The sequence below is a fragment of the Bacillus sp. MRMR6 genome (assembly GCF_001940785.1).
Classification (GTDB): Bacteria; Bacillota; Bacilli; order Bacillales; family Cytobacillaceae; genus Neobacillus.
This window is the reverse complement of the sequence record NZ_MSLS01000012.1, coordinates 27,696-54,536: the sequence shown is the minus strand read 5'-3', so window position 1 is coordinate 54,536 and position 26,841 is coordinate 27,696. Positions and strand designations below refer to the sequence as shown.

At 39.9% G+C, this 26,841-nt stretch carries 26 protein-coding genes and 1 tRNA gene; 7 read left to right on the top strand and 20 right to left on the bottom strand.

Features of this window, described 5'->3' with window-relative positions; genetic code table 11:
• Positions 1-46 precede the first annotated feature (46 nt).
• The gene (locus BTR25_RS13260; protein WP_075688523.1) at positions 47-580 is read left to right on the top strand and encodes an ImmA/IrrE family metallo-endopeptidase; all 534 of its coding nucleotides are present in this window, start codon (positions 47-49) and stop codon (positions 578-580) included.
• Positions 581-606: 26 nt separating this feature from the next.
• Positions 607-1,761 (top strand): tyrosine-type recombinase/integrase, encoded by a 1,155-nt coding sequence (locus BTR25_RS13255; protein ID WP_254842708.1) that lies wholly within the window; start codon positions 607-609, stop codon positions 1,759-1,761.
• 115 nt (positions 1,762-1,876) lie between these two features.
• Here the strand turns inward: BTR25_RS13255 and glnA are convergent, their stop codons facing one another.
• The 4 genes from glnA to hflX all read right to left on the bottom strand — a co-directional run bounded on the left by glnA (position 1,877) and on the right by hflX (position 6,355).
• Positions 1,877-3,211 carry a type I glutamate--ammonia ligase gene (glnA, locus tag BTR25_RS13250; RefSeq protein ID WP_075688522.1) on the bottom strand — a complete coding sequence of 445 codons (1,335 nt, stop codon included), beginning with the start codon at positions 3,209-3,211 and terminating at the stop codon, positions 1,877-1,879.
• A gap of 33 nt (positions 3,212-3,244) precedes the next feature.
• Positions 3,245-3,619: a MerR family transcriptional regulator gene (locus BTR25_RS13245; RefSeq protein WP_175596786.1), complete on the bottom strand. Its 375-nt coding sequence runs from the start codon at positions 3,617-3,619 to the stop codon at positions 3,245-3,247.
• 187 nt (positions 3,620-3,806) lie between these two features.
• A complete protein-coding gene (locus BTR25_RS13240) occupies positions 3,807-5,081 on the bottom strand; it encodes a methionine gamma-lyase family protein (protein WP_075688520.1) in 1,275 nt (424 codons plus the stop codon).
• Positions 5,082-5,095: 14 nt separating this feature from the next.
• The gene (gene hflX / locus BTR25_RS13235; RefSeq protein WP_075688519.1) at positions 5,096-6,355 is read right to left on the bottom strand and encodes a GTPase HflX; all 1,260 of its coding nucleotides are present in this window, start codon (positions 6,353-6,355) and stop codon (positions 5,096-5,098) included.
• A gap of 218 nt (positions 6,356-6,573) precedes the next feature.
• Here hflX and BTR25_RS13230 point away from each other — a divergent pair, with 218 nt between their 5' ends.
• Positions 6,574-7,179 (top strand): trimeric intracellular cation channel family protein, encoded by a 606-nt coding sequence (locus BTR25_RS13230; protein WP_075688518.1) that lies wholly within the window; start codon positions 6,574-6,576, stop codon positions 7,177-7,179.
• 47 nt (positions 7,180-7,226) lie between these two features.
• Here BTR25_RS13230 and spoVK read toward each other — a convergent pair whose 3' ends face one another.
• From spoVK to miaA, 3 genes are all read right to left on the bottom strand, one after another.
• Positions 7,227-8,174, bottom strand: a complete 948-nt coding sequence (spoVK, locus tag BTR25_RS13225) for a stage V sporulation protein K (protein ID WP_075688517.1) — start codon at positions 8,172-8,174, stop codon at positions 7,227-7,229.
• A gap of 239 nt (positions 8,175-8,413) precedes the next feature.
• Positions 8,414-8,647, bottom strand: a complete 234-nt coding sequence (gene hfq, locus BTR25_RS13220; protein WP_075688516.1) for an RNA chaperone Hfq — start codon at positions 8,645-8,647, stop codon at positions 8,414-8,416.
• 25 nt (positions 8,648-8,672) lie between these two features.
• Entirely contained in the window at positions 8,673-9,629 is a 957-nt protein-coding gene (gene miaA, locus BTR25_RS13215; RefSeq protein WP_075688515.1) for a tRNA (adenosine(37)-N6)-dimethylallyltransferase MiaA, read from the bottom strand.
• Positions 9,630-10,019: 390 nt separating this feature from the next.
• Between miaA and mreBH the strand changes: the two genes are divergently transcribed.
• On the top strand, positions 10,020-11,027 hold the full coding sequence (gene mreBH, locus BTR25_RS13210) for a rod-share determining protein MreBH (protein ID WP_075688514.1): 1,008 nt from the start codon (positions 10,020-10,022) through the stop codon (positions 11,025-11,027).
• 46 nt (positions 11,028-11,073) lie between these two features.
• On the opposite strand, the gene BTR25_RS13205 is transcribed toward mreBH, so the two are convergent.
• The 3 genes from BTR25_RS13205 to mutS all read right to left on the bottom strand — a co-directional run bounded on the left by BTR25_RS13205 (position 11,074) and on the right by mutS (position 16,374).
• Positions 11,074-11,526: a hypothetical protein gene (locus tag BTR25_RS13205; protein ID WP_075688513.1), complete on the bottom strand. Its 453-nt coding sequence runs from the start codon at positions 11,524-11,526 to the stop codon at positions 11,074-11,076.
• 362 nt (positions 11,527-11,888) lie between these two features.
• A complete protein-coding gene (gene mutL / locus BTR25_RS13200; protein WP_075688512.1) occupies positions 11,889-13,751 on the bottom strand; it encodes a DNA mismatch repair endonuclease MutL in 1,863 nt (620 codons plus the stop codon).
• Between the two features lie 13 nt (positions 13,752-13,764).
• Positions 13,765-16,374 (bottom strand): DNA mismatch repair protein MutS, encoded by a 2,610-nt coding sequence (gene mutS, locus BTR25_RS13195; protein ID WP_175596775.1) that lies wholly within the window; start codon positions 16,372-16,374, stop codon positions 13,765-13,767.
• A 205-nt stretch (positions 16,375-16,579) separates the two neighbouring features.
• Between mutS and BTR25_RS13190 the strand changes: the two genes are divergently transcribed.
• Together BTR25_RS13190 and BTR25_RS13185 are read left to right on the top strand one after the other, a co-directional pair.
• Positions 16,580-17,287 carry a YwaF family protein gene (locus BTR25_RS13190; RefSeq protein ID WP_083652369.1) on the top strand — a complete coding sequence of 236 codons (708 nt, stop codon included), beginning with the start codon at positions 16,580-16,582 and terminating at the stop codon, positions 17,285-17,287.
• Positions 17,288-17,670: 383 nt separating this feature from the next.
• A tRNA-Arg gene (locus BTR25_RS13185) sits at positions 17,671-17,744 on the top strand.
• Between the two features lie 120 nt (positions 17,745-17,864).
• On the opposite strand, the gene BTR25_RS13180 is transcribed toward BTR25_RS13185, so the two are convergent.
• Positions 17,865-18,620 (bottom strand): phBC6A51 family helix-turn-helix protein, encoded by a 756-nt coding sequence (locus BTR25_RS13180; RefSeq protein WP_075688511.1) that lies wholly within the window; start codon positions 18,618-18,620, stop codon positions 17,865-17,867.
• A gap of 781 nt (positions 18,621-19,401) precedes the next feature.
• On the opposite strand from BTR25_RS13180, the gene BTR25_RS13175 reads away from it, so the two are divergent.
• The gene (locus BTR25_RS13175) at positions 19,402-19,830 is read left to right on the top strand and encodes a hypothetical protein (protein ID WP_075688510.1); all 429 of its coding nucleotides are present in this window, start codon (positions 19,402-19,404) and stop codon (positions 19,828-19,830) included.
• Between the two features lie 114 nt (positions 19,831-19,944).
• Here the strand turns inward: BTR25_RS13175 and BTR25_RS13170 are convergent, their stop codons facing one another.
• The 9 genes from BTR25_RS13170 to BTR25_RS13135 form a co-directional block, all read right to left on the bottom strand.
• Positions 19,945-20,217 (bottom strand): YolD-like family protein, encoded by a 273-nt coding sequence (locus BTR25_RS13170; RefSeq protein WP_075688509.1) that lies wholly within the window; start codon positions 20,215-20,217, stop codon positions 19,945-19,947.
• A gap of 443 nt (positions 20,218-20,660) precedes the next feature.
• On the bottom strand, positions 20,661-20,819 hold the full coding sequence (locus BTR25_RS27600; RefSeq protein WP_175596774.1) for a DnaD domain protein: 159 nt from the start codon (positions 20,817-20,819) through the stop codon (positions 20,661-20,663).
• 36 nt (positions 20,820-20,855) lie between these two features.
• Positions 20,856-21,971 (bottom strand): tRNA 2-thiouridine(34) synthase MnmA, encoded by a 1,116-nt coding sequence (gene mnmA / locus BTR25_RS13165; protein WP_075688508.1) that lies wholly within the window; start codon positions 21,969-21,971, stop codon positions 20,856-20,858.
• 71 nt (positions 21,972-22,042) lie between these two features.
• Positions 22,043-22,921: an Hsp33 family molecular chaperone HslO gene (gene hslO / locus BTR25_RS13160; protein ID WP_075688507.1), complete on the bottom strand. Its 879-nt coding sequence runs from the start codon at positions 22,919-22,921 to the stop codon at positions 22,043-22,045.
• 27 nt (positions 22,922-22,948) lie between these two features.
• A complete protein-coding gene (locus tag BTR25_RS13155; protein ID WP_075688506.1) occupies positions 22,949-23,146 on the bottom strand; it encodes a DUF896 domain-containing protein in 198 nt (65 codons plus the stop codon).
• A gap of 49 nt (positions 23,147-23,195) precedes the next feature.
• Positions 23,196-23,738, bottom strand: a complete 543-nt coding sequence (locus tag BTR25_RS13150; protein WP_075688505.1) for a cysteine hydrolase family protein — start codon at positions 23,736-23,738, stop codon at positions 23,196-23,198.
• 45 nt (positions 23,739-23,783) lie between these two features.
• A complete protein-coding gene (locus tag BTR25_RS13145) occupies positions 23,784-25,265 on the bottom strand; it encodes a nicotinate phosphoribosyltransferase (RefSeq protein WP_075688504.1) in 1,482 nt (493 codons plus the stop codon).
• 73 nt (positions 25,266-25,338) lie between these two features.
• Positions 25,339-25,962, bottom strand: a complete 624-nt coding sequence (locus tag BTR25_RS13140) for an HD domain-containing protein (RefSeq protein WP_217696971.1) — start codon at positions 25,960-25,962, stop codon at positions 25,339-25,341.
• Positions 25,959-26,804 carry an SIR2 family NAD-dependent protein deacylase gene (locus BTR25_RS13135; protein ID WP_075688502.1) on the bottom strand — a complete coding sequence of 282 codons (846 nt, stop codon included), beginning with the start codon at positions 26,802-26,804 and terminating at the stop codon, positions 25,959-25,961. Before BTR25_RS13135 ends, BTR25_RS13140 begins: the two co-directional genes overlap by 4 nt.
• Between the last annotated feature and the right edge of the window lie 37 nt (positions 26,805-26,841).

Genomic DNA, 26,841 nt, shown 5'->3' with positions numbered 1-26,841 from the left:
TTTTTACAAATAAACCGAACATACATTCTATTTTAAGGAGAAGTATATGAATTATGTCCTAACACCATTAGAGGAAGAAATTAAAACAATGTATTTATCCTTCGGCATCCGCCGGCCAGATCAGATTGAATTGTATAAAATTGCTGAAAAATTGGATATCTGGATTCATATTGCAGATTATGAAAGCCAGGCTATCGAAAGAGAAGAAGGTTTATTTAGCATAGTCCTCGATATTTATAAATCAGAACCTGAACAATGGGATGATTTCGGCCATGAATTAGCACATATCCTATATCACAGTGGCAATCAGCTTGAAATGACTGAGACCTTTTCGGAATTCCAAGAGGTTAAAGCGAACAATTTCGCTCTGCAGTTTTGTGTACCTACCTTCATGCTCATCGACTCGGGACTGCCACCCACCTGGAATGAAGCTGTGCTTTTTATCATGGAAACATTTAATGTGACTCAAAATTCCGCTCAAAAAAAACTCATACATTTTGAACGTCAGGTGATTGGATTTCAGTTTCACGAATCGATTTGGAAAGATATAACACGATATGAAAAGGAGATTGTCATTTAAAATGTAAATGAGAGGAGTGAATAAACGTGGCAAGCATCCACAAATATATGAAGAAAAATGATAAAAAAGTCTACTATGAATACCGGATTCGATATAAGGATCCAATCACTCAAAAGTTTAGGGAGAAGTCAAAGAAAGGATTCCTTTCCAGTAAAGAAGCACAGCTGGCCGCAGCCGAGGAAGAAAAAAGAATCATGGAAGGATTTGAGATTAGTTCAATTTCCTTAAAAGATTATTTGGATTATTGGCTGAACGAACACAAAAAAGACACCATTCGCCGAAGTACCTATGAAAACAAAGAACAAAATATTCGGTTGCATATCCTCCCTTACTTTAAAAACGTCCAATTAAAGGATGTAAAACCGATGATGTATCAAAAGTTTATTAATCATTTAGCAAGCCAAGGCTACAGCAAAAGCTTAGTAGAAATTAATCATACAATTATGTATGAGATGTTTAAAAGAGCTATTATCGATAGGAAAATTGAATATAATCCTTGTGAAGGTGCAACGATTAAAGGGAAAGTAAACGAAAAGGATTTGCAATTTATCGATTCTAATGATGTGGGGCGCTTCCTTCAAGAGGCCTATAAATATGAATACAACTATTGGATCTTTTTTAAGGCTCTCATTGACACTGGTATGAGAAAAGGAGAAGCTGCTGCTTTACAATGGACAGATATCGATTTAAAAGAGAGAACTATCTCGATCACAAAGTCCTTCGACTTCCAGAAAGCAAGCAAGGATAAGAATTTGATGTTTGGGGATACGAAAACCTATCATTCTGTACGAACGATTAAAATCAGCCAATCATTAGCGAATGACTTTCATTTTCAAATCAAGTATCAAAATCAAAACAAATTGACGTTAAATGAGATATATCATCATGATCTTAATCTAGTGTTTTGTCGGAATGATGGAAACTACTTGCCGAAATCAACTTTGTTCAATGCATTTTCCAGAATATTAAAAAGGGCAGGACTATCATCGCTACCTATTCACTCGTTACGACATACTCACGCTGTTTTAGCACTTGAAGCAGGTGTTGATATGAAAACATTACAGGAACGCTTAGGACATGGCAGTTATCAAGTAACCGCCGATGTATACTCACATGTTTCAAAGAAAATGGAGATTACAGCAATTGATAAGTATGAAGAATACACTAAAAATGTTTACTAGATTTCGAATAAATGTGGGTATTTTCGGGGCAGATTCAACCAAACCAGCTGGCAAAAAGAACTGCCCACAAAAGAAAAAAAGCCCTAACGCTTAGAACGTCAAGGCTTTCCATGAATTAATACATGCTTAGGTACTGCTCTCTTTCCCAAGGGTGTACCACTGTACGGAACATATCCCATTCGATCTCTTTGGCTTCTACAAAATGTTCGAAGATGTGTTCGCCAAGACCTGCTACAATTACTTCATTCGACTTCAATTCGTCTAATGCTTGAGCAAGTGTCGCTGGAAGGTCGATAATACCTTCTTCAATTCTTTCTTCTTTGCTCATAACATAGATGTTACGGTCAACTGGAGCAGGAGGAGTTAATTTATTCTTAATTCCATCTAAGCCAGCTTTTAGAAGAACAGCCATTGCTAGGTATGGGTTAGCAGCTGGGTCAACGCTACGAACTTCTACGCGAGTACTTAAACCGCGGGAAGCAGGAATACGAATCAATGGTGAACGGTTTCTAGCAGACCACGCTACATAACAAGGTGCCTCATAGCCTGGTACTAAACGCTTATAAGAGTTTACAGTTGGGTTGGTTACCGCTGTGAAACCAGTAGCGTTCTTCAAAATACCCGCTATAAATTGACGCGCTGTATCACTCATTTGAAGGTCACCAGTTGGTTCAAAGAATGCATTTTGACCATTTTTAAATAATGAAAGGTTCATGTGCATTCCAGAGCCGTTTACACCGTATAAAGGTTTTGGCATGAACGTTGCGTGTAAACCGTGCTTACGGGCAATTGTTTTAACAACAAGCTTGAAGGTTTGAATTTGGTCACAAGCCGTTAAAGCATCTGCATATTTAAAGTCAATCTCATGTTGGCCTGGAGCCACTTCATGGTGAGATGCTTCAATTTCAAAGCCCATTTCTTCTAATTCTAGCACGATATCACGACGGCAGTTTTCACCTAAATCTGTTGGAGCAAAGTCAAAGTAACCGCCTTGGTCGTTTAATTCTAAAGTTGGCTCACCTTGTTGATCTAGTTTGAATAAGAAGAATTCTGGCTCAGGTCCTAGGTTAAATTCAGTAAATCCTAGTTCTTCCATTTCTTTTAATACTCTCTTTAAGTTGTTACGAGGATCGCCATCAAATGGAGCTCCTTCTGCGGTATAGATATCACAGATCAAACGAGCTACTGTACCTTTCTCAGCTGTCCAAGGGAATACTACCCATGTATTCAAATCTGGAAATAAATACATATCAGACTCTTCAATTCTTACAAACCCTTCAATAGAAGAACCATCAAACATCATTTTGTTATCGAGTGCTTTTTCTAACTGGCTGATAGGAATTTCAACATTTTTAATAGTTCCAAGGATATCAGTAAATTGTAAACGAATAAACTTAACATTTTCCTCTTGCGCTAAACGTTTAATATCTTCTCTAGTAAACTTTGCCATTATTATTCCCCCTAAGGTTATTTAAAAATAGTATTAATGGAAAAAACGTGACATATCACCTTGTCTCAGTGACGAGCGGTTAAATCTTCCTGCCTGCTGTAATTCTTGGCGAAGGAGATTTCGCAGTTGGTCATCGGTAAGCACTTGCTTTCCCTTGGCGGCGTGTTGTTCTATTAAGTTAGATTGCTGCTCTTTAACCAATAGAAGCTGTTTAATTCCAGCCATGTTAACGCCTTGATCAATTAAATCTTTAATTTCTAATAGTTTATCAATATCTATTAAACTATATAAGCGTCTGTTTCCTTCTGTTCTAGCTGGAGAAATCAACTGGTGCTCTTCGTAATAGCGGATTTGTCTTGCGGTTAAGTCTGTTAACTGCATGACCGTTCCGATCGGAAACAATGGCATCGAGCGGCGAATTTCTTTTCCACTCACTTAAATTTCTCCTCTCCTTTTGCTAATTTATATTGCTATTATATTTCGTGTAAGAAAAGATGTCAATGATATGTAAGGTTTTCTTACATGGTTTTTTCTGAAAAATTTAAAATCTATGAAAGGGGCAACATTTATGGTTTTAGGTTGCCCCTAGGTTTCTTCACAAATTCAATGAAATCAATTGTTTATCCACAAGACGGTCCACTGCTAAACAAACAGCCATTTTTACATGGGCATAGGTAAGCCCGCCTTGTACATAGGCTACAAATGGAGGTCTTATCGGTCCGTCGGCAGTCAGCTCGATACTTGCACCTTGAATAAAAGTACCCGCCGCCATAATCACATCATCCTCATAACCCGGCATATAGGCTGGGTAGGCAGTCACATGTGAATTAATCGGTGACGCAAATTGAATCGCCTGACAGAAGGCCACCATTTTATCTTTGTCATCAAATTGTACCGATTGAATTAAATCGGTTCTTTTGGCATCCCATTTAGGCGAAGAATTCATTCCAAGTTTTTCAAGAAGAGCTGCAGTAAATACTGCTCCCTTTAAGGCTTGACCGACAACATGCGGAGCTAAGAAAAAGCCTTGGTACATTTCCTGAAGACTATATAGGGAAGCCCCTGCTTCCGCTCCAATTCCAGGCGATGTCATTCGGTACGAGCAAGCTTCTACCCACTTCTTTTTACCGACAATATAGCCTCCTGTTTTGGCAATCCCGCCGCCGGGATTTTTTATAAGTGAACCAGCCATAAGGTCTGCTCCAACATGGCATGGTTCAAGTTCTTCAACAAACTCTCCATAACAGTTATCTACAAACACTACTACATCTTCTTTTATCTCCTTAACAAACGAGATCATTTCTTCTAGTTCAGCAATCGTAAAGGATGGCCGATTGGCATATCCTTTCGAACGCTGGATCCCAACCATTTTTGTATTTGGTTTAATTTTCTCAGCGACAGTCGTATAGTCAATCGCCCCTTCAGCTGTGAGTGCTACACTATCGTATGTGATCCCAAATTCCCTTAATGAGCCGACTCCATTGCCGCGGATCCCGACGATTTCTTCGAGTGTATCATAAGGTTTACCGGTAATATACAGCAGTTCATCCCCAGGACGAAGTACCCCAAACAAAGCGATGGAAATAGCATGTGTCCCTGAGATAATTTGCGGCCGGACTAAGCCCGCCTCTCCTCCAAAAACATCCGCATAAATCACTTCAAGTGTATCTCGGCCAATATCATCATATCCGTATCCTGTGGACGGAATAAAGTGAGAATCACTTACTCTATGCTTTTGGTAGCTTCTCAATACTTGAAACTGATTGGTTTCAATTTTTTCATCGATACGCTTATGTACGTCAGCTATTTTACGCTCAACGTCTTCTACAATTTTCTTCAGCTTTTCCCCGTTGTTTAACTGTTGAAACATGATGTTACTCCAATCTACTTTTTATATTTCTGTAATTGCCCGCTAATTTGATGGTCAGGCAGCGAGTATCCTTTGCATTGATATAACTCGCTTTCTTCATTAAAGGTTAGTTCTCTTAAAATCGTCTCATTCTTTAATTGCGAAAGGAGTTTCCCTTCATCCGACGGGACCCTTACCTCGTATGGCTCCATTAATTCGATAATCATACCCTGCAGCTTTTTCTTTAATTCATTTCGATCTTCCTCATCAAACGCACTTATGAATACAGATGACGAATTGGAGGTGGGCACGAAGTTTGGATGCTTAATATCTTTTTTATTATAAACCGTAAGCTGTGGAATCTCCTTGATATCAAGATTCTCTAATAGCTTGTTTACTGTTTTTTCATGCTGAAAGTAATCTTCGCTCGACATATCGACGACATGCAGCAACAGATCAGCCTCTTTAACCTCTTCTAATGTCGAACGGAAAGCAGCGATTAGCGCTGTTGGCAAGTCTTGAATGAACCCAACGGTATCTGTAATTAATGTTAAAAATCCACTTGGTAAAATTAATTTCCTCGTCATCGGATCAAGTGTCGCAAACAATTGATTTTCCTCGTAGGAGTCTGCCTCTGACAATCTGTTGAACAGTGTAGATTTCCCGGCATTTGTATAACCAACAATCGCAACCTGGAAGGCTTTATTCTTCTTCCGTCTTTCTCTGTAGCGGTCACGATGCTGAACGATAACCGATAACTGAGTTTTAATATCATCAATTCTCCGGCGGATATGACGGCGGTCGGATTCTAGCTTTGTTTCACCAGGACCTCTTGTCCCAATACCCGCTCCAAGCCTAGACAGTGCAATCCCCTGCCCTGCTAACCGCGGGAGCAGGTATTGCAGCTGGGCTAGTTCGACCTGCAGCTTCCCTTCCTTTGACCGGGCTCTTTGTGCGAAGATATCTAAGATCAGTTGGGTCCGGTCAATAATTCGAGCATCTAATTCAGCACCAAGATTTCGCTTTTGACTTGGTGACAGTTCATCATTAAAAATCACAAGATCCACTTCAAGCTCTTCGACTAGCGCCTTCAGTTCTTCTACTTTTCCTTTTCCTATATATAAAGCTGAGTGAATTCGATCCCGCTTCTGGATAAGGGTGGTCAAAACCTTCCCTTTCGCAGTTTCCGTAAGGGATGCTAGTTCCTCCATAGAATATTGAAATCTTATGTCATCGTGTGTTTGCGTTTGGCAGCCAACTAAGATGGCTTTCTCTAAGATAACTTCTTGCTCCAAAACAACACCCTGCTTTCCTAATTTTCTTTCCTAATCATACCAAAAAATAAATGAATACTCTAATTTACCAAAAGAATTTATTGTGTTGAGGAAAAAGTTGTTGATTATTCACCCCATCGTGTTAAAATCATATTGTTTGCCATTGAACATTCAATTATTTGGTCATATATATATATATATTATAAATAGTTAGATTACAATGAGGGGAAATACAGAGGATGACGTGGGATGTTTTAAGTATGATTGGCACGATTGCATTTGCGATCAGTGGTGCCATTATTGCGATGGAAGAAGAGTATGATATTTTAGGGGTATATATTTTAGGAATCGTTACCGCTTTTGGTGGGGGAGCAATTAGAAATTTGTTAATCGGCGTTCCTGTCTCTGCTTTATGGGAACAAGGAGTATTTTTTCAAATTGCCTTGCTATCGATTACAGCCGTATACTTATTTCCAAATAACCTTTTAAAGCACTGGCAAAAATGGGGAAACTTTTTTGATGCGATTGGACTATCTGCTTTTGCGATACAGGGTGCGATTTATGCAGTCAACATGAATCATCCATTAAGTGCCGTCATCGTCGCTGCAGTTCTAACTGGTATCGGGGGCGGTATCATCCGCGACTTGCTTGCGGGCAGAAAACCTACCGTGTTGAGAGCAGAAATTTATGCCGTTTGGGCAATCTTTGCAGGTCTTATGATTGGTTTAAAAGTAGTAGTTACCCCTTGGGAGCTATATACATTGTTCGCATTAGTTACGCTCCTTCGCGTCCTTTCCTATACCTTCAAATGGAAATTGCCCTCCAGGAGATTAGGCGCACATTAAATTTCATGAAAAAATCGGCGATTCGAGAAGGCTCGCCGATTTTTTATTTAATCCTCCTCAAAAACTAAATCATTGCTCCTGAGGGTCATCAGTTCGTGACGGTCATAACTATTCAGCATTAACAGACGCATCGCTTGAGAGCGAATTGTTTTCTCAATGATATTTCGGACATAACGGCCATTTGAAAAGCTGGTTGGACTTAGGACTGCTTTAACCCAAATCAAATGATCCTTTAGTTTTTTCTCCGCCTCATGACTCAAGGCATATTCTCTTTCCACCAGCATCCTACCCGCAATATCCATCAACTGTTCAATATCGTAATCTGGAAAGTCGATCACTAGAGGAAATCGGGAGTGGAGCCCAGGGTTTAAAGTGAGAAAATAGTCCATTTCTCGAGAATATCCAGCAAGAATTAAAATGAACTCATGCTGTTTATCCTCCATATGCTTGACCAGCGTATCAATTGCCTCCTTGCCAAAATCCTTTTCTCCCCCTCGTCCTAGTGAGTAAGCTTCGTCAACGAAGAGGATTCCCCCTTGTGCCTTTTTAATTAAGTCTCTCGTCTTTTGCGCAGTGTGGCCAATATATTCTCCAACAAGATCCGCTCGTTCCGCTTCAATTAAATGCCCTTTTGATAAAACATTCATTTTTAAGAAAAGCTTCCCGATCAATCTGGCTACCGTTGTTTTCCCTGTTCCCGGATTGCCTTTAAACATCATATGAAGTGCTTGTTTTCTCGTTTTTAACCCCATTTCTTCTCTTTTTTTATTTACAAAAATCCATGCGTAAATTTCTTTTATCATTCGTTTCATTTCTTCCATTCCAACTAGTGCCCCAAGCTCTTCTTCGATTTCCTTTAGAGCCGAGTGCTCAGGGGGAATATCCTTTGGAACAACTTGTGGTTTGGGCAAGTCCTTAGCTAACGACTTCTTTTTTTGCGAGTTGAGGACGACGCTTATTTGGCCGTTACTTTTCATACGAATCGGTTGATCCAAAGCTTTCACCTCTCATTCTGCCAGCGATATTCGTGTTGAAGCCTGATTATGGCTACCTAGAACTCTAGGTTTTTACGCAGTTTAAACATCAATTAGGACACTTACTCCCATATGCTCGTGTCCAACTTTACAGCATTCCAAACAAACACCCTTCATTCTATATATGTATTCACCCAGTCTGTATTTCATTATAAAAATAAAAAAGAGCCCCTAAAAGGAGCTCGAATTTATTTTATGGATTAGTTATTAGCATCTAGATCAAGCTGAACATTTCTTTGCGGCGCAAACGTCGAAATGGCATGCTTGTATACTAACTGCTGCTTCCCTTCAGATTCAAAAAGAACAGTAAAGTTATCAAAGCCCTTAATTTGGCCTCTCAACTGGAATCCATTTAACAAAAATACCGTTACATGCGTGTTATCCTTGCGACATTGGTTTAAGAATTGGTCTTGAATATTGATGGTGGTTTTCATTGTATATCCTCCTCTTTTATCTCTACTAATATGTATTCGATTTTACTTGGAGCTTTCCTTCAACATATTGAGAAATTTCCGTTATTTTTTTTGACAAATTTGGCACATCTGCCATATCAAACCATTGTACATCCATTTTGTTTCTGAACCAAGTTAATTGCCTCTTTGCATAACGCCGTGAATTCTGTTTTAAGTTTTCTACGGCATCTTCAAGGCTGACCTTGCCTTCAAAGAATTCATACACTTCTTTATATCCGATCGCTTGGATACTTTGACAATCACGCAAGCCGCGATCGTACAATCGGCGTACCTCATCTAGAAGTCCTTCGTCCATCATCAACTTAACGCGGAGGTTGATTCGTTCGTACAATTTTTCCCTCTCCATGGTTAATCCAATGAGAGCTGTTTGATAAAGTAAATCAGGCTCTTGCTCTTTTTGATATTCACTCATCATCTTACCAGTACAGTGAAAAATTTCAAGTGCTCTTATGACCCTCCTTACATTATTGGGGTGAATTTGCGCTGCACTGACTGGGTCTAGCCTTGTTAATTCCTTATGTAATGCCTCATTGCCAATCACTTTCGCACGCGCTTCTAACTCGATCCGAAAAGTATCATCGGCAGTTGCCTCGGAAAAATGATAATCATAAATGACTGATTGAATATAAAGCCCCGTACCGCCAACAATAATGGGCAATTTACCTTTTAAGGCAATTTCGTTTATTTTTGCTCGGACAAGCTGTTGAAATTCTGCAACGGAAAAACTCTCGTCAGGGTCTTTAATGTCTATTAAGTGATGTGGTACTCCTTCCATTTCTTCAATCTTTATTTTGGCAGTACCTATATCCATTTCGCGGTAAATTTGCATCGAATCACCACTAATAATTTCACCATTATACTTCTTCGCCAGCTCGATGCTTAGCTTTGTTTTTCCTACTGCTGTTGGGCCGATTATAACTAATAATTTCTGTTTTGATTCCAATATTTTCACACTGCCTTATTTGCAAATTCAGTTTCTGGTGATACTTGGATCACCGTTCACACCGTTATCGTAACACAATTTTAAAAAGCAGTTGAACATCAAACAAGTATTAACAAAAAAATTCTATTCTATGCATATAGAATAGGAAAATTATATTTATCCCGCATTAACGGGCAGTAAGATCCCCACTGATGGAAGTTTTTTGTTATTTCCGAGAAATATTTCTTGAAAGGTTACATTTTGATAACGTTCCCGTAACAACCACAAAAAATTTATAGTAAACTATTACATTACCATAACGTTTCATTTACATTCACCCCTATACCCCATATTCGTGGTACTCTAAATCGTAGCTTATTTTGTTGAAAAATAGGAGAAAAAGGTGAAAAAATGTTATCTACTTTTGATATCGGTATTGATTTAGGAACTTCAAATACATTGGTATATAGTAAAAATAAAGGAATTGCTCTAAATGAGCCTTCTGTTGTCGCCATTGACACCGTCACAAAAAACGTTGTGGCCATAGGGACCGAGGCAAAAGAAATGATTGGGAAAACTCCTGAAAAAATTGTGGCGGTTCGCCCTCTAAAAGAAGGAGTAATCGCAGACTATGACCTTACAACGGAATTACTCAAGCATATCATGCGAAAGGCTTCTAAAAAACTTGGCTTTGCCATTCGCAAACCGAATGTGGTCATCTGTACTCCATCTGGCTCTACTAGCGTTGAACGAAGAGCCATCCATGATGCGGTTAGAAATGCCGGAGCAAAGAAAATACAGTTAATCGAAGAGCCCGTTGCTGCCGCGATTGGTGCTGGGCTGCCAGTAGATGAGCCTGTCGCGAATGTTGTCGTTGATATTGGCGGGGGAAACACAGAGGTTGCGATTATTTCCTTTGGCGGTGTTGTTGCCTGCCATTCAATCAAAATTGGCGGCGACCGGTTTGATGAGGAAATTATTCAACATGTACGGAAAGAATACAATGTTTTAATTGGTGAGCGCACAGCGGAAAAGGTTAAAATGGAAATCGGCTATGCTTTAATAGACCATGAAGAGATGTTTATGGAAGTACGCGGCCGCGACCTTGTAACAGGTTTGCCAAAAACTATTAGTCTTTCATCTTACGAAATTAGAAAGGCCATGAAAGAATCGCTGCTTCATATTTTGGAAGCGATTCGTGCCACTCTTGAGGATTGTCCGGCAGAGCTTAGCGGTGATATCGTTGACCGTGGTGTCATACTTACAGGCGGCGGTGCACTAATGAATGGTATGGAAGAATGGATCAGCAAAGAAATCTTTGTACCTGTCCAACTGGCATCTAGCCCATTGGAATCCGTTGCCTTTGGAACTGGACAAGCACTTAAATATATCAAAAAACTTCAAGTAGCAACAAAATAATCTCAATAGAAAAAGAGTGCTTGGTTGCACTCTTTTTCTTTTCACGCTAAATGTCACTCTGGCGCTTTCTCATGTTATTAAAATATAGGAAGATCGGCAGCGGGATAACAATAAAGCCAAGACTCTTAATCAGTTGGTTCTTTGCTGATTCTCTTTCGCGATTCTTATGATCTTTCATCGCTTGTTCGTAGCCCGAACGAAGTTCCTCTTCTGTGAGATCAGCATCTGTCTCATTCCTTATCTTTCCGTCTATCCGAATCTGTTTATAATCTTCATAACTTTGGTAATAACTTGGCGGACTAATTAAATCGGCACTCGCCATAAAAATAGATATCCCTCCGCCGATTACCATCATCAACGTGGCAAACAGTACTAAATAGGTATAAAGATGGCGTATCACTGCTTCATCCCCCATTTCTTTATTCTTCACTGCATAAACAATCACAAAAATAATAATAACTATTGGTAAAAAAGAACTTAAGATGCCAAATACCACCATAGAGACACCTCCTTTTTTCACAGACCTTTGTACCTAATCCTCATCTATATTATTTCACGTTTACCTTTTAATGCCAACATGTAACAACAGCGATGAGAAAATATATTTTTCGCTATTCTTTATTATTTAGACGAAAAAAAATCTTATTAGTTACCTATTTTTCAAAAATATACAGTGTTGTTAGACAGGTCATTTTATATACCTTCTAAGTTACCCCTTTTCCCTATTTTACTGGTGTTCTGATCACTTATCACCCTCATAAGTAATCTCTAACTCTTACCCTGAAGGGGTTTTAGTCAGTAATCAACTTCAAATAAAAATAGAGACCCGATTTAGGTCTCTAAAAATCTGTATCTAATGTTTTACATCACTCTTTTGAACATTTTTTCCATGTCATAGGAGCTGTAGTGGGCGATGATGGGCCTGCCATGCGGACAGGTAAACGGATCAGATGCGTTTCGCAAATCATCTAACAACGCTTGGATCTCGTCGTTCCGGAGATGACGGTTGGCTTTGATCGATGCTTTACAGCTCATCATTATCGCTGCTTCTTCACGAAGCTTCTTAATATCAACCTTTTTCATCAAGAGAAGCTGCTCTATCATTTCCTCAATAATTTGTGTCTCCTCGCCTTTTGGGAACCATTGCGGATGTGAGCGGACAATGAAGCTATTCATCCCAAACTCCTCTAAGAAAACCCCAACCTTCTCCAATTCACTTCGGTGCTCATTAATTTTTAAAAATTCGTCAGTTGAGTATTCAAAGGTTAGCGGCACAAGCATTTCCTGAAGCTCAGAATACACCTCGCCGACTTTTTCCCTAAAATACTCATACTTTAAACGCTCTTGTGCAGCATGCTGATCAATGATATATAACCCATTTTCATTTTGTGCAAAAATATAGGTTCCGTGCATTTGACCAATCGGATACATTCGAGGAACACGGCTGTCATTTTGTTCTTCGGTCACACCACTGGTAGAGGTGTCCTCAAATGATGGCTCCTCCTTCTTAACCACAGGAGGTGTAAATTCCCATACAGGTTCTTGTTCCACACTTTCTTCTTTATGGGAAGTTTGTACAATCGTGCGCTCTTCTCTCACATGTGTAGCTGTAACTGGCGGTTCCCAATGAAACTCGTTCTTAACAGGCTTACTGTTGTTAGACTCGTCAAGAACCAATCTGGTCTGCTCTGACTTTTGAGCCTCTTTCTTCTCAACATTATAAGCAGTTGGAATCAGTACCTTCGATTTAAAAGCCTCTTTCAAAATCCTAGTTACAAGATCGTTCAGCTCTGCCTCTTTACTAATCCGAACCTCCATTTTCGATGGATGCACATTAACATCAACCAATAACGGGTCCATTTCAATATTTAGAAGCACAAGCGGAAATCTGCCAATCGGCAGCAAGGTATGGTACCCTTCCTGAATCGCTTTAGCCAGTGCATAATTTTTAATAAACCTACCATTAATCATAGTTGAAATATAATTTCTCGATGCACGAGTCACTTCAGGCATTGAGGCATATCCGCTTATTTTATAATCTAGTGAGCTTCCCGAAATCGGTACAAGCTGTTTCGCAATGCTCATTCCATAAATCGAGGCAAGCACCTGGCGGACATCGCCATTCCCATTGGTTTGAAGCAGCTTTCGCTCATTATGAATCAGACGAAAGGCGACTTCTGGATGAGAAAGGGCAAGCCGGTTCACGACATCGGTAATATTTCCAAGCTCCGTATGAATGGTTTTCATATATTTTAAGCGTGCTGGCGTGTTAAAGAAAAGGTCTGTAATCGTAATATCCGTTCCTCTTCTGCTCGAAGCTTTTTCAAATACAATAACCTTACCGCCTTCAATGACCACCCGATTACCGGCACCATCTCCGGTTGAGGTTTTCATTTCCAGTCTGGAAACAGACGCGATACTAGGTAAAGCCTCGCCACGGAAACCTAGAGTTCGAATGCGGAACAAGTCATTTTCATCCTTGATTTTCGAGGTTGCATGTCTCTGAAAAGCGATGAGCACATCCTCTTCCTCAATCCCATTTCCATTATCGGTTATCCGGATTTTAGCAAGTCCCGCTTCTTCAACCTCAATTTCAATGACCGTACTGCCAGCATCAATCGCGTTTTCTACTATCTCTTTCACGACAGATGCTGGCCGTTCGACTACCTCTCCGGCAGCAATTTTATTTGAGAGCGCATCATCTAATTGGATAATCTTCCCCATTCGCGTTCACCACCTAGTTTTTTAACTTCTTCTGTAGCTCATACAAGATATTAATCGCCTGAAGCGGTGTTAAATCCAAAATATCAAGCTGCTTCATTTTATCTATTACACGCTTTTCCTTAGAGGACAGGTCAGGTTTTTTTGTATCCTGGGGTTCATCAAAGAAAGACAGCTGGGCTGGTTTCTCTGCTTCAGGTTCCACAGATTCCTGAACAACCTCAGCGTTAACTGGTACACTCTGAACATCCGTCTGCTCAAGTGCGGACAATATTTCTTTCGCACGTTGAATCAAGTCACTTGGCAATTCAGCGAGCTGGGCAACATGAATTCCGTAGCTCTTATCTGCCGGACCTTCTTTAATTTTATGAAGAAAAACCACATTTCCATTATGCTCAATCGCACTTACGTGAATGTTTTTCAGCTTTAACAAGTCAGCCTCAAGAACAGTTAGTTCATGATAATGTGTAGAGAAAAGTGTTTTCGCACCAATACGAGTATGAATGTATTCAATAATCGCCTGTGCAAGTGCCATTCCATCATAGGTAGAAGTTCCACGGCCTATTTCATCAAAAAGGATTAAGCTGTTTTGAGTGGCATTGGTAATGGCGTTATTTGCTTCGAGCATTTCCACCATGAACGTACTTTGACCTGAAATCAGATCATCGGCAGCACCAATCCGAGTAAACACCTGATCAAAAATCGGCAGAACCGCTTCTTTTGCCGGTACATAACAGCCGATTTGCGCAAGTATCGCTGTTAGGGCAATTTGGCGCATATACGTACTTTTACCCGACATGTTTGGACCCGTAATCAGCAACACTTCTCGGTCGCTATCCATATAACAGTCATTTGGGACATATTCCTGCGTGTTGAGGACCTTTTCAACTACAGGATGTCTGCCATCCTTGATGACCACTCGTCGCTCATCAGAAAACTGCGGTTTTACATAACGACGGTCTTCACTCACTTGTGCAAAGCATTGAAGGACATCAAGCTCACTAACGGTTTTCGCTAACGCTTGTAGTCGCGGAATTTGTTCCTTCACGATTTCACGAATTTCAGTAAATAACTCATATTCGAGCTCACCGCATTTTTCTTCTGCTTGTAAAATTAACGCTTCTTTTTCCTTTAACTCCGGAGTGACAAAACGTTCAGCATTCGTTAAGGTTTGCTTTCTTTCATACTGCCCTTCTGTTAACAGATGCAGATTCGCACGAGTTACTTCTATATAATAACCAAACACACGGTTATAGCCGATCTTTAACGATTTAATTCCTGTTTTCTCCCGTTCCTCACGCTCAAGCTGGGCAATCCACGTTTTACCGTTGCGGCTTGCATCGCGATATTGATCCAATTGAGCATTATAGCTGTCACGGATCATATTTCCATCTTTTAATGAAAGCGGAGGATTGTCCACAATTGCCTGCTCAAGCAAATCGGTAATTTCTTCACAAGGATCAAGAAGCTCAGCCATTTTATTGATCTCTTCGTTTTGCATGTTTTCAAGAATTTGTTTTAAAAAAGGAATTTGAATTAAGGAGCGCTTTAATTGAACTAAGTCACGAGCGTTCACGTTACCGAAAGCCACCCGGCCGGCTAACCGTTCTAAATCGTAGACTTCCCTTAATTTTTCACGGAGCTCCTGACGCTCAAAATAATGGCTCATTAAAATCTCGACCAGCTTATGGCGGGACTCAATAATTTCACGTGTAATCAGCGGACGGTCAATCCAATGCTTTAGCATTCTGCCGCCCATTGCCGTCATCGTTTCATCAAGCAGCCATAGTAATGAACCTTTTTTCCCCTTTGAGCGGATCGTTTCAGTTAATTCCAGGTTGCGTTTTGAATAATAATCAATCTTCATAAACTGGTGTATTTGATAGGTGGTCACCGGTTGAAGATGGTCAAGGCTTCTTTTTTGAGATCTGTATAAATAATTTAATAGCCTTGCTGCCGTCTGCTTCAATTTATCCTGGTTTAGATCTGCTAATAGATGTGAAAAATTACTTTCTACCGAACTATTATCTTCAATCGAAATCGCGAGAACATCGCGTTCCTTCATCTTCTTTTGCAAGCTAGTGTCAAAGCTGCCAGCGACAACTACTTCCTTCGCACCGAGGACCGCAAGCTCATTCAGCACTTCTTCAACATTACTAGATAGTAATGTTACCTGACTTTCACCAGTAGAAATGTCGTTATAAGCAAAACCATAGGTCTCATCATCAAATTGTGTAATCGAGGCTATATAATTATTCTCTTTTTCTGATAACCCTTTTCCTTCCATTACAGTTCCAGGGGTAATCAACTGAACAACTTCCCGTCTAACCATTCCTTTTGTCAATTTGGCGTCTTCCATTTGCTCGCATATCGCCACTTTGTAGCCTTTTGAAATCAGCTGTTCAATATAATTAGGAGCTGAATGGTGGGGTACACCGCACATCGGAATTCGTTCTTCGGTTCCACCTTCACGGCTCGTTAAGGTAATCTCTAATTCTTGTGAAGCTTTGATGGCATCGTCAAAAAACATTTCATAGAAATCGCCAAGGCGAAAAAATAAAAAAGCATCTTGATAATCTGCCTTTACGGTTAAGTATTGCTGTATCATCGGCGTATAAGCAGCCATAATGACCTCCATGTTCATCATTTCGAGTATCTTCGACAAACTATTATATCATAAAAAACAGGGCTTATATTAGGTAGAAAAAACCTATTCTTGTAAAAGTCTGCTTTTATGAAGCAATTACGGAAAATCAAATAAAATCTTTAGTATAATAGTAAATATGTAGATTTCAGCATATTTATAGTAGAGACAAGGTGAGGTGATTAATGTGGAATGGTTTAGCGGCAGCAGTCAGAATTATACTTTTGTGATGTTTTCAGTAAGCCATTTTATAATGATTGCCTTACTTTTCATTGGTTCATTATTCCTTTTTTTGTTAAAAGAACGATTAAAATGCAAAGATTGGCGACGAATTGAAATAGGAGTAGCACTATCGCTTCTAATCATCGAGGTAGTTTATCATTTGTGGATGATAAAAATAGGGATTTGGCATATCAGTCATGCACTGCCGTTGGAATTATGCAGCATAAGCCTTATCTTAGCTATTCTATTACTGTGGACCCGAAAAGTCTTCATTTATGAATTATTGTTATTCACTGCTTTATTGGGAGCATCACAAGCGATTTTCACTCCATTGCTGCACTTTGATTTTCCCCATTTTCGGTTTGTGCATTTCTTTTATACCCATCTGATGATGATTTGGGTAGCCCTATATTTTACTTGGGTTAAAGGATATAGACCAACCATATGGTCCGTACTTAAGCTACTAATTTTTCTTAATATCCTACTGCCGATCATTATGGCCATCAATAAGCTCGTTACCGGCAACTATATGTTTCTAAATCATAAACCAAAAACAGGAAGTTTATTGGATTTCCTAGGACCCTATCCAATTTATATTTTTTCAATGGAAGGCTTGTTAATCGTACTCAGCCTTGTCATTTGGATCATCTTTCGCAAAAAAAATCAGGTTTAGAATTAAGGCTAGGACATTTATTAGTTGACCTTTTTCCATTATCTCCTTATAATTAAATTTGTTCCTAAAATGACTTTATAGGTCAGGACGGGAATTTCTAGTGGTGTCCGATAGCTCAGCACGGCTGAATATGCTTCCCGAGTTTGCTACAGCGTACTGACCGAGCTTCATCTTGATTTTTCTTTCTGAGGTCAGGACGGGGTATTAACCGGAATTGTTTCAAGAAACACAAAATTGTATTTTTAAACCGTGTCCCGATAGCTCTGTACGTTGAATATGCTTCCTTGAAATTGCTACAGCGTACTGACCGAGTTGCATCTTGAATACTCTTTCTGAGGTCAGGACGGGATTTTCAAGTTGTGTGTTGATTTTATTTTTATTGTGTCCCGATAGCTCAGCAGGATAGAGCAACAGTTTCCTAAACTGTAGGTCGGAGGTTCGAATCCTCTTCGGGACGTACGAGAAACGTTGGTATAACAACGTTTCTTCTTTATATCCTCTTCTCATATTTATATTTGCCGATAATGGGGAGCAAATTTTAAAAGCACCTTCCTTAAACATGAAGGTGCTCCAATCCCTAAAATCCTTCACATAAAGTCATTCTTGTCATAGCATGATACCCGTTTTCGCAAAGTTTGTAAAAAGTCGGTCTCGAGATACCTAGATGTGTTGTAATTTTCCTAACCGGCTGGTCATGGATAAACCTAGCCGCCAAGCAATAGTTAATGTTTTTATCTGGAATCGACTTCATTGCCTCCGCGATCATCATCTTGTTAATCCTCCTACCGCTTACCCCGTCATCCCTTATAGGGTTATCGTATCCGACTCCTGACTCATCGATAGGTTTAGTCTTAATCAGCCAGTTATGCAGAGTGGCTTCAATCGCTTCTCTTGTTACATAGCCCTTCATAAATGACCTCTTCTCTCCCAACCGCTGTAAGAGCGCCGCCCTTCTCTCTTCGAAGGTCTGGTTGTCTCTGGTATCGTTGATCGTGACCTCATGTTTGTCGCTCAGCTCTCCCATCCTCTTTAAGAATAACTCAATGCCTTTTATGGACCCGTTTTCGATACTCTCTATCAATTTGGCGTAAACCAATGGAAGCTTGGAATCTACGACTCTAGAAGCTAAGAAGTTTTTATATGCAATAAAGTTCGTATCTTCCGTATCCCAGCGGTGTAATTGCATCCTGGTAACCCCTACCTCCTCAGCTATTTTTTCTTTCTTCTTCCGTTCCTTTTTCGGGGCAAAAGCATTTTCTACAAGCAACAAAGCTGCCAATCGCTGCCTATCTTTCAATAACCGCTCGTCGAACTTAAATCGTGGATTTGTCATTCAATCATCACCTTTCGTATTTGTTACCTCGAGTTTTAAAATTTTGCTAGAAAATTTTTAGGGTTCGGTTTTTCATTTCTGGTAGCAATGTTCGCTGGTCAGGCGGCTCCTGGCCGACCTGGAGGTACCCCGGGGATTACTTTCTGAATTGTTCTTTTTTTCAGCACAATTCACAGTGTATTTTTATGCTTATTTTATGCAAGAATCAATGCATATAGATGTATTGTATATGTATTTTAGGTTTACATAATAAAGATACTCGGAAATACAGCTGCTGCATAAACCGCGCTATATTAACGTTTGTAAACTTACGCGTTATTCCCAGTTATGCATGTTCTTATGCATCGTTGGTCTGACGCGGTTTGAAGCGCTCGATCAGCTTCCGAATGACGACCGCAGTGCATAAACTGGCGCCTATTTCCCGCGATTATTTCCGGTCTTACCCCCTGAGTTTTCGACAAGGTAACGCCCAGCTTCGCCTCGGCTGGTTTTCTTCAGGTGCGTTACGCGTTGTTACCATGAATATCCGTACTATTGTAAACTATTGTAACGCAGCACTTTCGCGATAAATCCGCATTCCTTCTATTATATATCCGATTATACTAATCGGACTAGTCATGTTACAAACACGGAATTGGCAACGGTAATAGTACCGGAAGTAAGCGGAAGTGTTCGGAAGACCACACGCAAGAGTATCGACGCAGGTAATGACGTAAGCACAAACGGGCTTAGCTAATAAAAAATACGATAGAAGTAACGACAGTGTAACGGAGGTGAAACGATGGGATTAAGATGTTTATGCGGAGTTGACTCAAAAACAGTTGTTAATGTTTCTCTAAAAACAAGTGATTGCCGAAGGAACGGACCTTTAACTATTACTGTTGATGCTTGTGCAAGTAGACTTGCATTATCTTCAGTTTCAGCAACATTTGTTGATCAAAATGGCAGGAACCCGAATAGGAGTTTCTCGTTTAGTTCGACAAGCATTCAGGTTGTTTCCTGCACCCAAGACAATGGAACATGTATAGTCCGGCTAGCAGGTATGGGCTTAGTATCTGGTGAAACAACTCCAAGGCAATTTATAATTGCATTCCGAAACAACCCAGATCCAGCAGCCGATCAAATCATTAGATTTTCTATTACGGGTTTTGTTGATCTCGTTAGAATTGCATATCTCAAACCTGACTTGACCTTTATTGGTTGTCTTTAATCGATTCGAGGATTACCCTGCGCGGGTTCTCCTCTTTTTTATTTCGCTCAATCTACGACCTTTACTGCGGTCACGTCTCCGAACTGTATCCGCTCATATTCGCCTGGCTTTACTTCAATGCGCAAGCTCATGCGTAATAGGATCAACGCGCTGTATTCGCCCAGTATAGTCCGTAGTGAAGCCGTCATTCCACACCGTTAGCCTGACAGCGTGTTTATATTCCATTGCGTACTTAATGCGCAAATCGAACTCCTCCGTCTGATAGTCGTCTAAAATCGGCTTAGATTCACGCTTTATATCCTGCCACAAGTCACGCTGCATTTTCACTTGCTCCGGCATAAAGAACGCCCCTTGCCATTTAATTTTACCGCGATCACGAATTGCCATAACGGTCATCTCCTTTAACGTAAAAATACCATTATATGCAAACTTATGTTCGATATGTATGCAAAAATAAAAACGTCATTAAACGCCGTATATTGACAATCCGCTGACTATTCGGCAAAATAGCGTATGTAGGTTACAAAATAAAAAGCCGTAGGACTAACGTCGACACTATCGGTCAATCAATCCGCTGACAATGCGATGACATAAGCGAATTACATAACGAGTAGCTCACCGGACCATATCGAACAGTTTCCTAAACTGTAGGTCGGAGGTTCGAATCCTCTTCGGGACGTCAAAAAAGCCTTGATTTTTTCAAGGCTTTTTCTATTCAGAATAATAGAATTCTAATTCCGGTGTAAATGCCTGTCGGAACAAAGCTAACTTCAACTCTGATTTCTTCTACATGTTTCGTCATTACACGAAGGCTTCACCCGAATATCTATTTAATTATTATTCTTGCTCGTGTTAATTCGACGTACTGCCATTTCTATTTCTTCTATTGAATATTTATCTAGTAGGGATAAAATTTGTTTCCTTTCTTTCTCAGAAAGTGTCTTATTCGTTTCGAGTTGATTCATGCCACTCTCTCTTAAATACTTCAAAATGGGACCTCCTACAGGAGACAATTTAGTTTCTCTTTACCCTACATACGTTAATTGTTTGTCGTCACGATACACTTGGTTAATAATTCCTCCACCCATGCATGCTTCTCCTTGATAAAAAACAACTGCTTGTCCAGGCGTTATGGCACGAATTGGTTCGTGGAAAGTCACTCTAACTTTAGAATCATCCAACCGTTCTACCATTACTTTATTGTCTTGTTGGCGATAACGAAATTTTGCCGTACATTCAAATGTATCAGATATAGCACCCTTTGAAATCCAGCTTACATGATCAGCAATAATGCTGTCTGAATATAGCATTTCATGGTGGAAGCCTTGTCCAACATATAGTACATTCCTTTCAATATCCTTTCCAATCACAAACCAAGGATCGCCGTTTCCTCCAATCCCCAGTCCATGCCTCTGTCCGATTGTATAGTACATTAATCCATCATGATGTCCGACAACTCTGCCGTCGAATGTTTCCATATTCCCCTTTTGGGCAGGCAAATAACCACTTAAGAACTCTTTGAAATTTCGTTCACCAATAAAACAAATGCCTGTACTGTCTTTTTTGGCTGCTGTCGCCAAATTAGCATTGGCAGCTATTTGTCTTACTTTTGGTTTTTCCATATCGCCTATCGGAAATAAAACCTTACTTAACTGCTCCTCTGTTAATTGATTTAGAAAATAAGTTTGATCCTTATTTTCATCTTTCCCTCTTAACATGTGAACTTTTCCGTTTTCTCTGACCACTCGTGCATAATGCCCTGTAGCCACATAATCAGCTCCAAGGCTCATGGCATAATCTAAAAATGCTTTGAATTTGATTTCCTTATTGCATATTACATCAGGATTCGGCGTTCTTCCTGATTTATATTCCTCTAAGAAGTAGGTGAATACCTTGTCCCAATACTGCTTTTCAAAATTCACGGAATAATAGGGAATATTCAGTTGATTACAAACGCGGATCACGTCCTCGTAATCTTCTGTAGCCGTACAAACACCAAATTCGTCCGTATCGTCCCAGTTCTTCATGAATATTCCGATTACGTCATAGCCTTGCTCTTTTAGGAGCAGTGCCGCAACGGAAGAATCGACCCCGCCTGACATTCCTACAACTACACGTGTGTCTTTTGGTGATTTCTCCATTTGTCTCCCACCTTTCTATTATCTTTCTATCATAGGAAGTAATCCCAACTGGTAGTGGAAGGAAAAGATTATTAAATGCTCACTTTTAATAATCTTTCTAAATCCTCTTTACTATAATAGTAGCTTTCATTACAGAAATGGCATTGTGCTTCAGCCTTCCCATCAGTATCAATCATATCTTGGATCTCTTTGCTTCCTATACTTAAAATCGCGTTCGAAATTCTCTCTCTAGAGCATTCACATTGAAATCCAACTGTCATTGTTTCAAGAACGCTGACATTTTCTTCACCAAGTATTTGTTGAAGTATTTGTTTCGGTGTTATACCTTGCCCAATCATCGAAGAAATGGAAGGCATCGTTCGTAAACGCTCTTCAATGAAACGAATGGTTTCTTCTTCTGTATTTGGCATCAGCTGAATAATAAAACCTCCAGCTGCTTGAATGGTAAAGTCCGGGTTCACAAGGACACCTACGCCTACAGAGGAAGTAACTTGTTCTGAATGCAGTAAATATGAGGCGAAATCCTCACCGATTTCACCCGACGCTATGGGAACTTGGCCAATGAATGGGTGATACAAGCCGATATCTTTGGTAACGGAAAGGACTCCATTTGTGCCCACAGCTGATTTAATATCAAGTAAACCCTGCTGATTCTCCACTGAGTAGGCATGCGGATTTGAAACATACCCTCTCACTTCACCCTTGGCATTTGCATCAACAAGGATAGTCCCAATTGGTCCACCGCCATTCATTTTAATAGTTAGTTTTTCTTCGCCCTTTAGCATGGCACCAAGAATGACTCCTGCTGTCATTGAACGTCCCAATACCACAGAAGCAACCGCGAGCGTATCATGGCGGCGTCTTGCTTCTTCGATCGTTTCAGTTGTAATAGCGGCATATGCACGTACTTGTTTATTGTGAGCAATGGCTTTTATTAAATAATCTTTCACTTTAATCTCCATTCTTGATATATGCTTTTATACTTTTGTATTTAAATTTTGGACTTTTTCGGGTGTTACATCATTTCCAAGTGGATCCAGTACCTTCATCTTTGAAAAAGTATGGAGCACTTGTCCACGGATTGCACGCAAATAATCTTCTCGTAGCACCTGTTGCTCGACTTTCTCAGCATTGGTTAAACCTTCTTCACGCTGCTTGTTCGCTAGTTCATTAATTCATTGTAAAAAATCAATCATGTATTTCACCGACCTAACGGGGGTTCTTTTATTCAATAATTTCAGTATGGAAGCAAAGTTTCATATGGTTTACCATTGTTTCTCCAAGGTCAGTGAATGTTGCTACACCTCGTTTATGAATGACTGTTTTGAATCCCTCTGCATCCGCTCCTGCAACTGTTAAAAAGTCACAAATATCCGTACATACCCCAACAGTATGAACCTTATTTACTCCGAAACTTCTTAAAGTTTCAGCCAAATCTGTTTTAAAGAATGCATTATAGTTCGTTTTGGGTGTATATATTACATTCTCATTGTCTTTATTTTTTTGAAACCAATCAAATAATTCTCCATACAATTGTTGCCCTGCTGTTCCTACTATATTATGTGGTGTCCATAAGTCAAAGTGTAGGTCATTTGGTTGGTGTGCATCCATTGTTACCACAACTACATTTCCCTCTGCTAAAAATCTAGTAGCCAATTCCTTAATATACGGCACTACTTCTTGCGCTGGTTTACCAACAGTTAACTTTCCATGGTCAGCTACAAAATCATTACTCATATCAACAATTAATAAGGCTTCTTTTGCCATTTTAGATCAACTCCAAAAGTAATATTTTAAAATCGGAATCTTTGTTTAAACGGGAAGTATGCCTAATAAGGGTACTGATTGTCGGTTGTGTTCTTTTGCTTCCTCTATGTTCTTCATTTTGTTGTCCCAGCATGCTTGACTTAGAACTAGAGGATATTCGGCCGGATTTAAAGATCGTTTGTACTCTTCCCATAAAAGGTTTAACTGTTGCCGAGCATAGGATTGAATCTCTTGGACCTGCGGGCATTCATACACAAGTGTACCTTGATCGAAAATATCAACGTGCAAGTCTTTGACCGTAAAATTTGTGACGAATTTCCCAATGTACGTATGCACAGGATGAAACATATAGAGCTTGGATTCTTTTTCTGGTTGTTCAAAGCTTAAGGCGATATAATCGCCTTCTGACTTTTTCGTTAAATTATTGATAATACGGTATACTTTTTTTAATCCTGGTGTCGTGACTTTTTCAGGGCATGCAGATATTTTGATGGTATCTCTCATCTGACCGTTTTCATCTTCAATGGAGACCAGCTTGTACACAGCACCTAAAGCCGGTTGATCATAGGCAGTTATAGCTTTTGTACCAACTCCCCATGCATCGATTTTCGCTCCTTGTGCGTTTAAGCTCATAATGGTATGTTCATCCAAATCATTCGAAGCAAATATTTTAGTGTCAATAAATCCTGCTTGATCTAATAACTTTCTTGCTTCTTTAGATAGGTAAGCTAAATCTCCACTATCTAACCGAATACCTGTAAAATTTATATTGCTGCCCAGTTCCTTCGCTACTTTGATCGCCGTAGGAACACCTGATTTTAGGGTGTCATAGGTGTCCACTAAAAAGACACAATTGTTATGACGTTTTGCATATTTATGAAAAGCGGTGTATTCATCTCGATACGCTTGAACAAAGGAATGAGCATGTGTTCCTGAAACAGGAAGGCCAAATCGTTTTCCTGCCCGGACATTACTTGTGCCTGAGAACCCGCCAATATAAGCAGCCCTTGTCCCCCACAATGCTGCATCGAATTCATGTGCACGTCTTGTTCCAAACTCTAAGACGGGTTGGTCACCCGCGGCATGTTTGATTCGAGAAGCTTTAGTTGCGATAAGTGTTTGATAGTTTACTATATTTAACAAGGCCGTCTCGATGAGTTGTGCTTCAGCGAGCGGTGCCTCAACCTGAAGAATGGGTTCGTTGCCAAAAACAACTTCCCCTTCCTTCATGGAACGAACAGTTCCTGTAAAACGTATTGTTCGTAAAAAATCTATATAGTCTTCTTGATAGCCAAGTTCTTTTAGATAATTCAAGTCACTTTCAGTAAAATGAAGCGTTTGAAGATAATGAATGATACGTTCCAACCCCGCAAAGATTGCATAACCGTTTCCAAATGGCACTTTTCGAAAATACAATTCGAATACGGCTTTTTTGGTATGAATTTTGTCTTCCCAATAGGATTCTGCCATATTGATTTGATACAAGTCCGTGTGCAGGGCAAAACTATCATCAATATACTTGTTCATAACACTTTCCTCCTAAGCTTACAAAATATGCTCGGACTTGCTCACAATAAGTAAGCTCTTTCTCTCTATAGTTTCACAAATTAGTTTCACTACTTTTCTTTAGGAGATATTTTGCAAAGTCAACAAGTCGACGTGCTTCTTCTGTCCGAAGAAAATTTACATTTAAGGCATTAGGGCCCAGACGGAAACGATCCAGTGCGTCAGCATCCTTGAAAATTTGATACAGCAGCACGGCCTGTTCATTTAAACTAGGGGATTTTTCAATTTCTGACAAACCAAGGGAATCATCCTGGTCATGGTAATAGGTGATGTAGTAGGTTTTCACATCATACGACAAATCGTGCTCACGGCAATAATCTTTGTAATACTCTGCCGCACGCTTGCCATGTCCCCTATCAATCCCATCATCGAGGCGGCGGGAATCATGGAAAATAGCCGCCATTCCCAGTGCATCCATCTCCTCATCACTCAAGCCTTTTTGTTGTCCGATGAGGAGTGCCAAGAGCAGCACGCGAGCGCAATGGGTCTTCGTATGCCACTCACTGTCTGGCAGCCAAAACTCTACTTTTTCCTCCATGAATGTAACCATTCGTTCATAAGACTTTTTGATTGGTTGATAGGCAGGATCATTCACAATATTATTTAGAAACACCTTTTTATACCCTCCCCTGTTTTCAAATACGCTGAATCTGTTCATTTCATCTGAACCAATTGCTGTAACACTTCCGCAATATTGCCGTCGATCCCGATGGATTTAGCAGCAATTATATCTGGAACATATAGCTCGCTGCCTTTATTAAACGTAATGTAGGTAGCGTATTCCTCATGATTGGTTACATTTATAAATGGGGCTTTAATCATTTGATTTCTGGCACCGACACCTAATTCAAGCAGGACTAATTTTTTACCCTGGGCTTTCCCGATAAAATCCTGATAAGCCTCCAAGCTTGCTTGCCAAGACTCATCCCTTAGAAAATTTCTGTCGACTTCGATATGAACTTGCATTGGGCCTTCACATTCAGGACATTTAGGAATAAGCACCGAAGGGACTCTTCCGTTCTCCTGATTTTGAGCCATTTTGCTTAAGACATCATCGCCTGGATAAATTCGATTATGGCAACCATGTGAGCATTGTAAATTCCGGCAATTGCCTTCTATTTCAAAAAGGCGCTCCTTTGGAAATCCTGCCAGTGGAAAATGAGCATCTATATTAGAGGTAACCACAAAATAATTTTTATCTTTCACCAGTTCATAAAGGTTCTTCATAACCTGGCTAGCTTCTCTATTAATTAAAAAATATTCAAACATACGGCTGAAGAAAGCCCACTTTTCTTCCTCTGATGGAAATGGAAAGAAGCATCCCTGTATGATGCTGCGAAAACCATACTTTTCACGGAAATTGCCAAAATTTTCCTGAAAAGATGAATCATCCGCAAAGATATGAATGCCTTCCGAAATGGAAAGGCCGTTACTAGCGCCGATTAGAATGGCGTCAGCTTCTTCTATTTTTGTTAAAACCTTACGATATTTCTCTTTCATGTGATCCTCCACCTTTATAAGATATTGATGAGTTACT

Excerpts from the sequence above, each read along its gene's own strand:
- BTR25_RS13260 (WP_075688523.1), top strand. The coding sequence starts at position 47 with ATGAATTATGTCCTAACACCATTAGAGGAAGAAATTAAAACAATGTAT.
- glnA (WP_075688522.1), bottom strand. The coding sequence starts at position 3,211 with ATGGCAAAGTTTACTAGAGAAGATATTAAACGTTTAGCGCAAGAGGAA.
- BTR25_RS13245 (WP_175596786.1), bottom strand. The coding sequence starts at position 3,619 with ATGCCATTGTTTCCGATCGGAACGGTCATGCAGTTAACAGACTTAACC.
- BTR25_RS13240 (WP_075688520.1), bottom strand. The coding sequence starts at position 5,081 with ATGTTTCAACAGTTAAACAACGGGGAAAAGCTGAAGAAAATTGTAGAA.
- BTR25_RS13230 (WP_075688518.1), top strand. The coding sequence starts at position 6,574 with ATGACGTGGGATGTTTTAAGTATGATTGGCACGATTGCATTTGCGATC.
- hfq (WP_075688516.1), bottom strand. The coding sequence starts at position 8,647 with ATGAAAACCACCATCAATATTCAAGACCAATTCTTAAACCAATGTCGC.
- mreBH (WP_075688514.1), top strand. The coding sequence starts at position 10,020 with ATGTTATCTACTTTTGATATCGGTATTGATTTAGGAACTTCAAATACA.
- BTR25_RS13205 (WP_075688513.1), bottom strand. The coding sequence starts at position 11,526 with ATGGTGGTATTTGGCATCTTAAGTTCTTTTTTACCAATAGTTATTATT.
- mutL (WP_075688512.1), bottom strand. The coding sequence starts at position 13,751 with ATGGGGAAGATTATCCAATTAGATGATGCGCTCTCAAATAAAATTGCT.
- mutS (WP_175596775.1), bottom strand. The coding sequence starts at position 16,374 with ATGGCTGCTTATACGCCGATGATACAGCAATACTTAACCGTAAAGGCA.
- BTR25_RS13180 (WP_075688511.1), bottom strand. The coding sequence starts at position 18,620 with ATGACAAATCCACGATTTAAGTTCGACGAGCGGTTATTGAAAGATAGG.
- BTR25_RS13175 (WP_075688510.1), top strand. The coding sequence starts at position 19,402 with ATGGGATTAAGATGTTTATGCGGAGTTGACTCAAAAACAGTTGTTAAT.
- BTR25_RS13170 (WP_075688509.1), bottom strand. The coding sequence starts at position 20,217 with ATGGCAATTCGTGATCGCGGTAAAATTAAATGGCAAGGGGCGTTCTTT.
- mnmA (WP_075688508.1), bottom strand. The coding sequence starts at position 21,971 with ATGGAGAAATCACCAAAAGACACACGTGTAGTTGTAGGAATGTCAGGC.
- BTR25_RS13150 (WP_075688505.1), bottom strand. The coding sequence starts at position 23,738 with ATGGCAAAAGAAGCCTTATTAATTGTTGATATGAGTAATGATTTTGTA.
- BTR25_RS13145 (WP_075688504.1), bottom strand. The coding sequence starts at position 25,265 with ATGAACAAGTATATTGATGATAGTTTTGCCCTGCACACGGACTTGTAT.
- BTR25_RS13140 (WP_217696971.1), bottom strand. The coding sequence starts at position 25,962 with ATGAACAGATTCAGCGTATTTGAAAACAGGGGAGGGTATAAAAAGGTG.
- BTR25_RS13135 (WP_075688502.1), bottom strand. The coding sequence starts at position 26,804 with ATGAAAGAGAAATATCGTAAGGTTTTAACAAAAATAGAAGAAGCTGAC.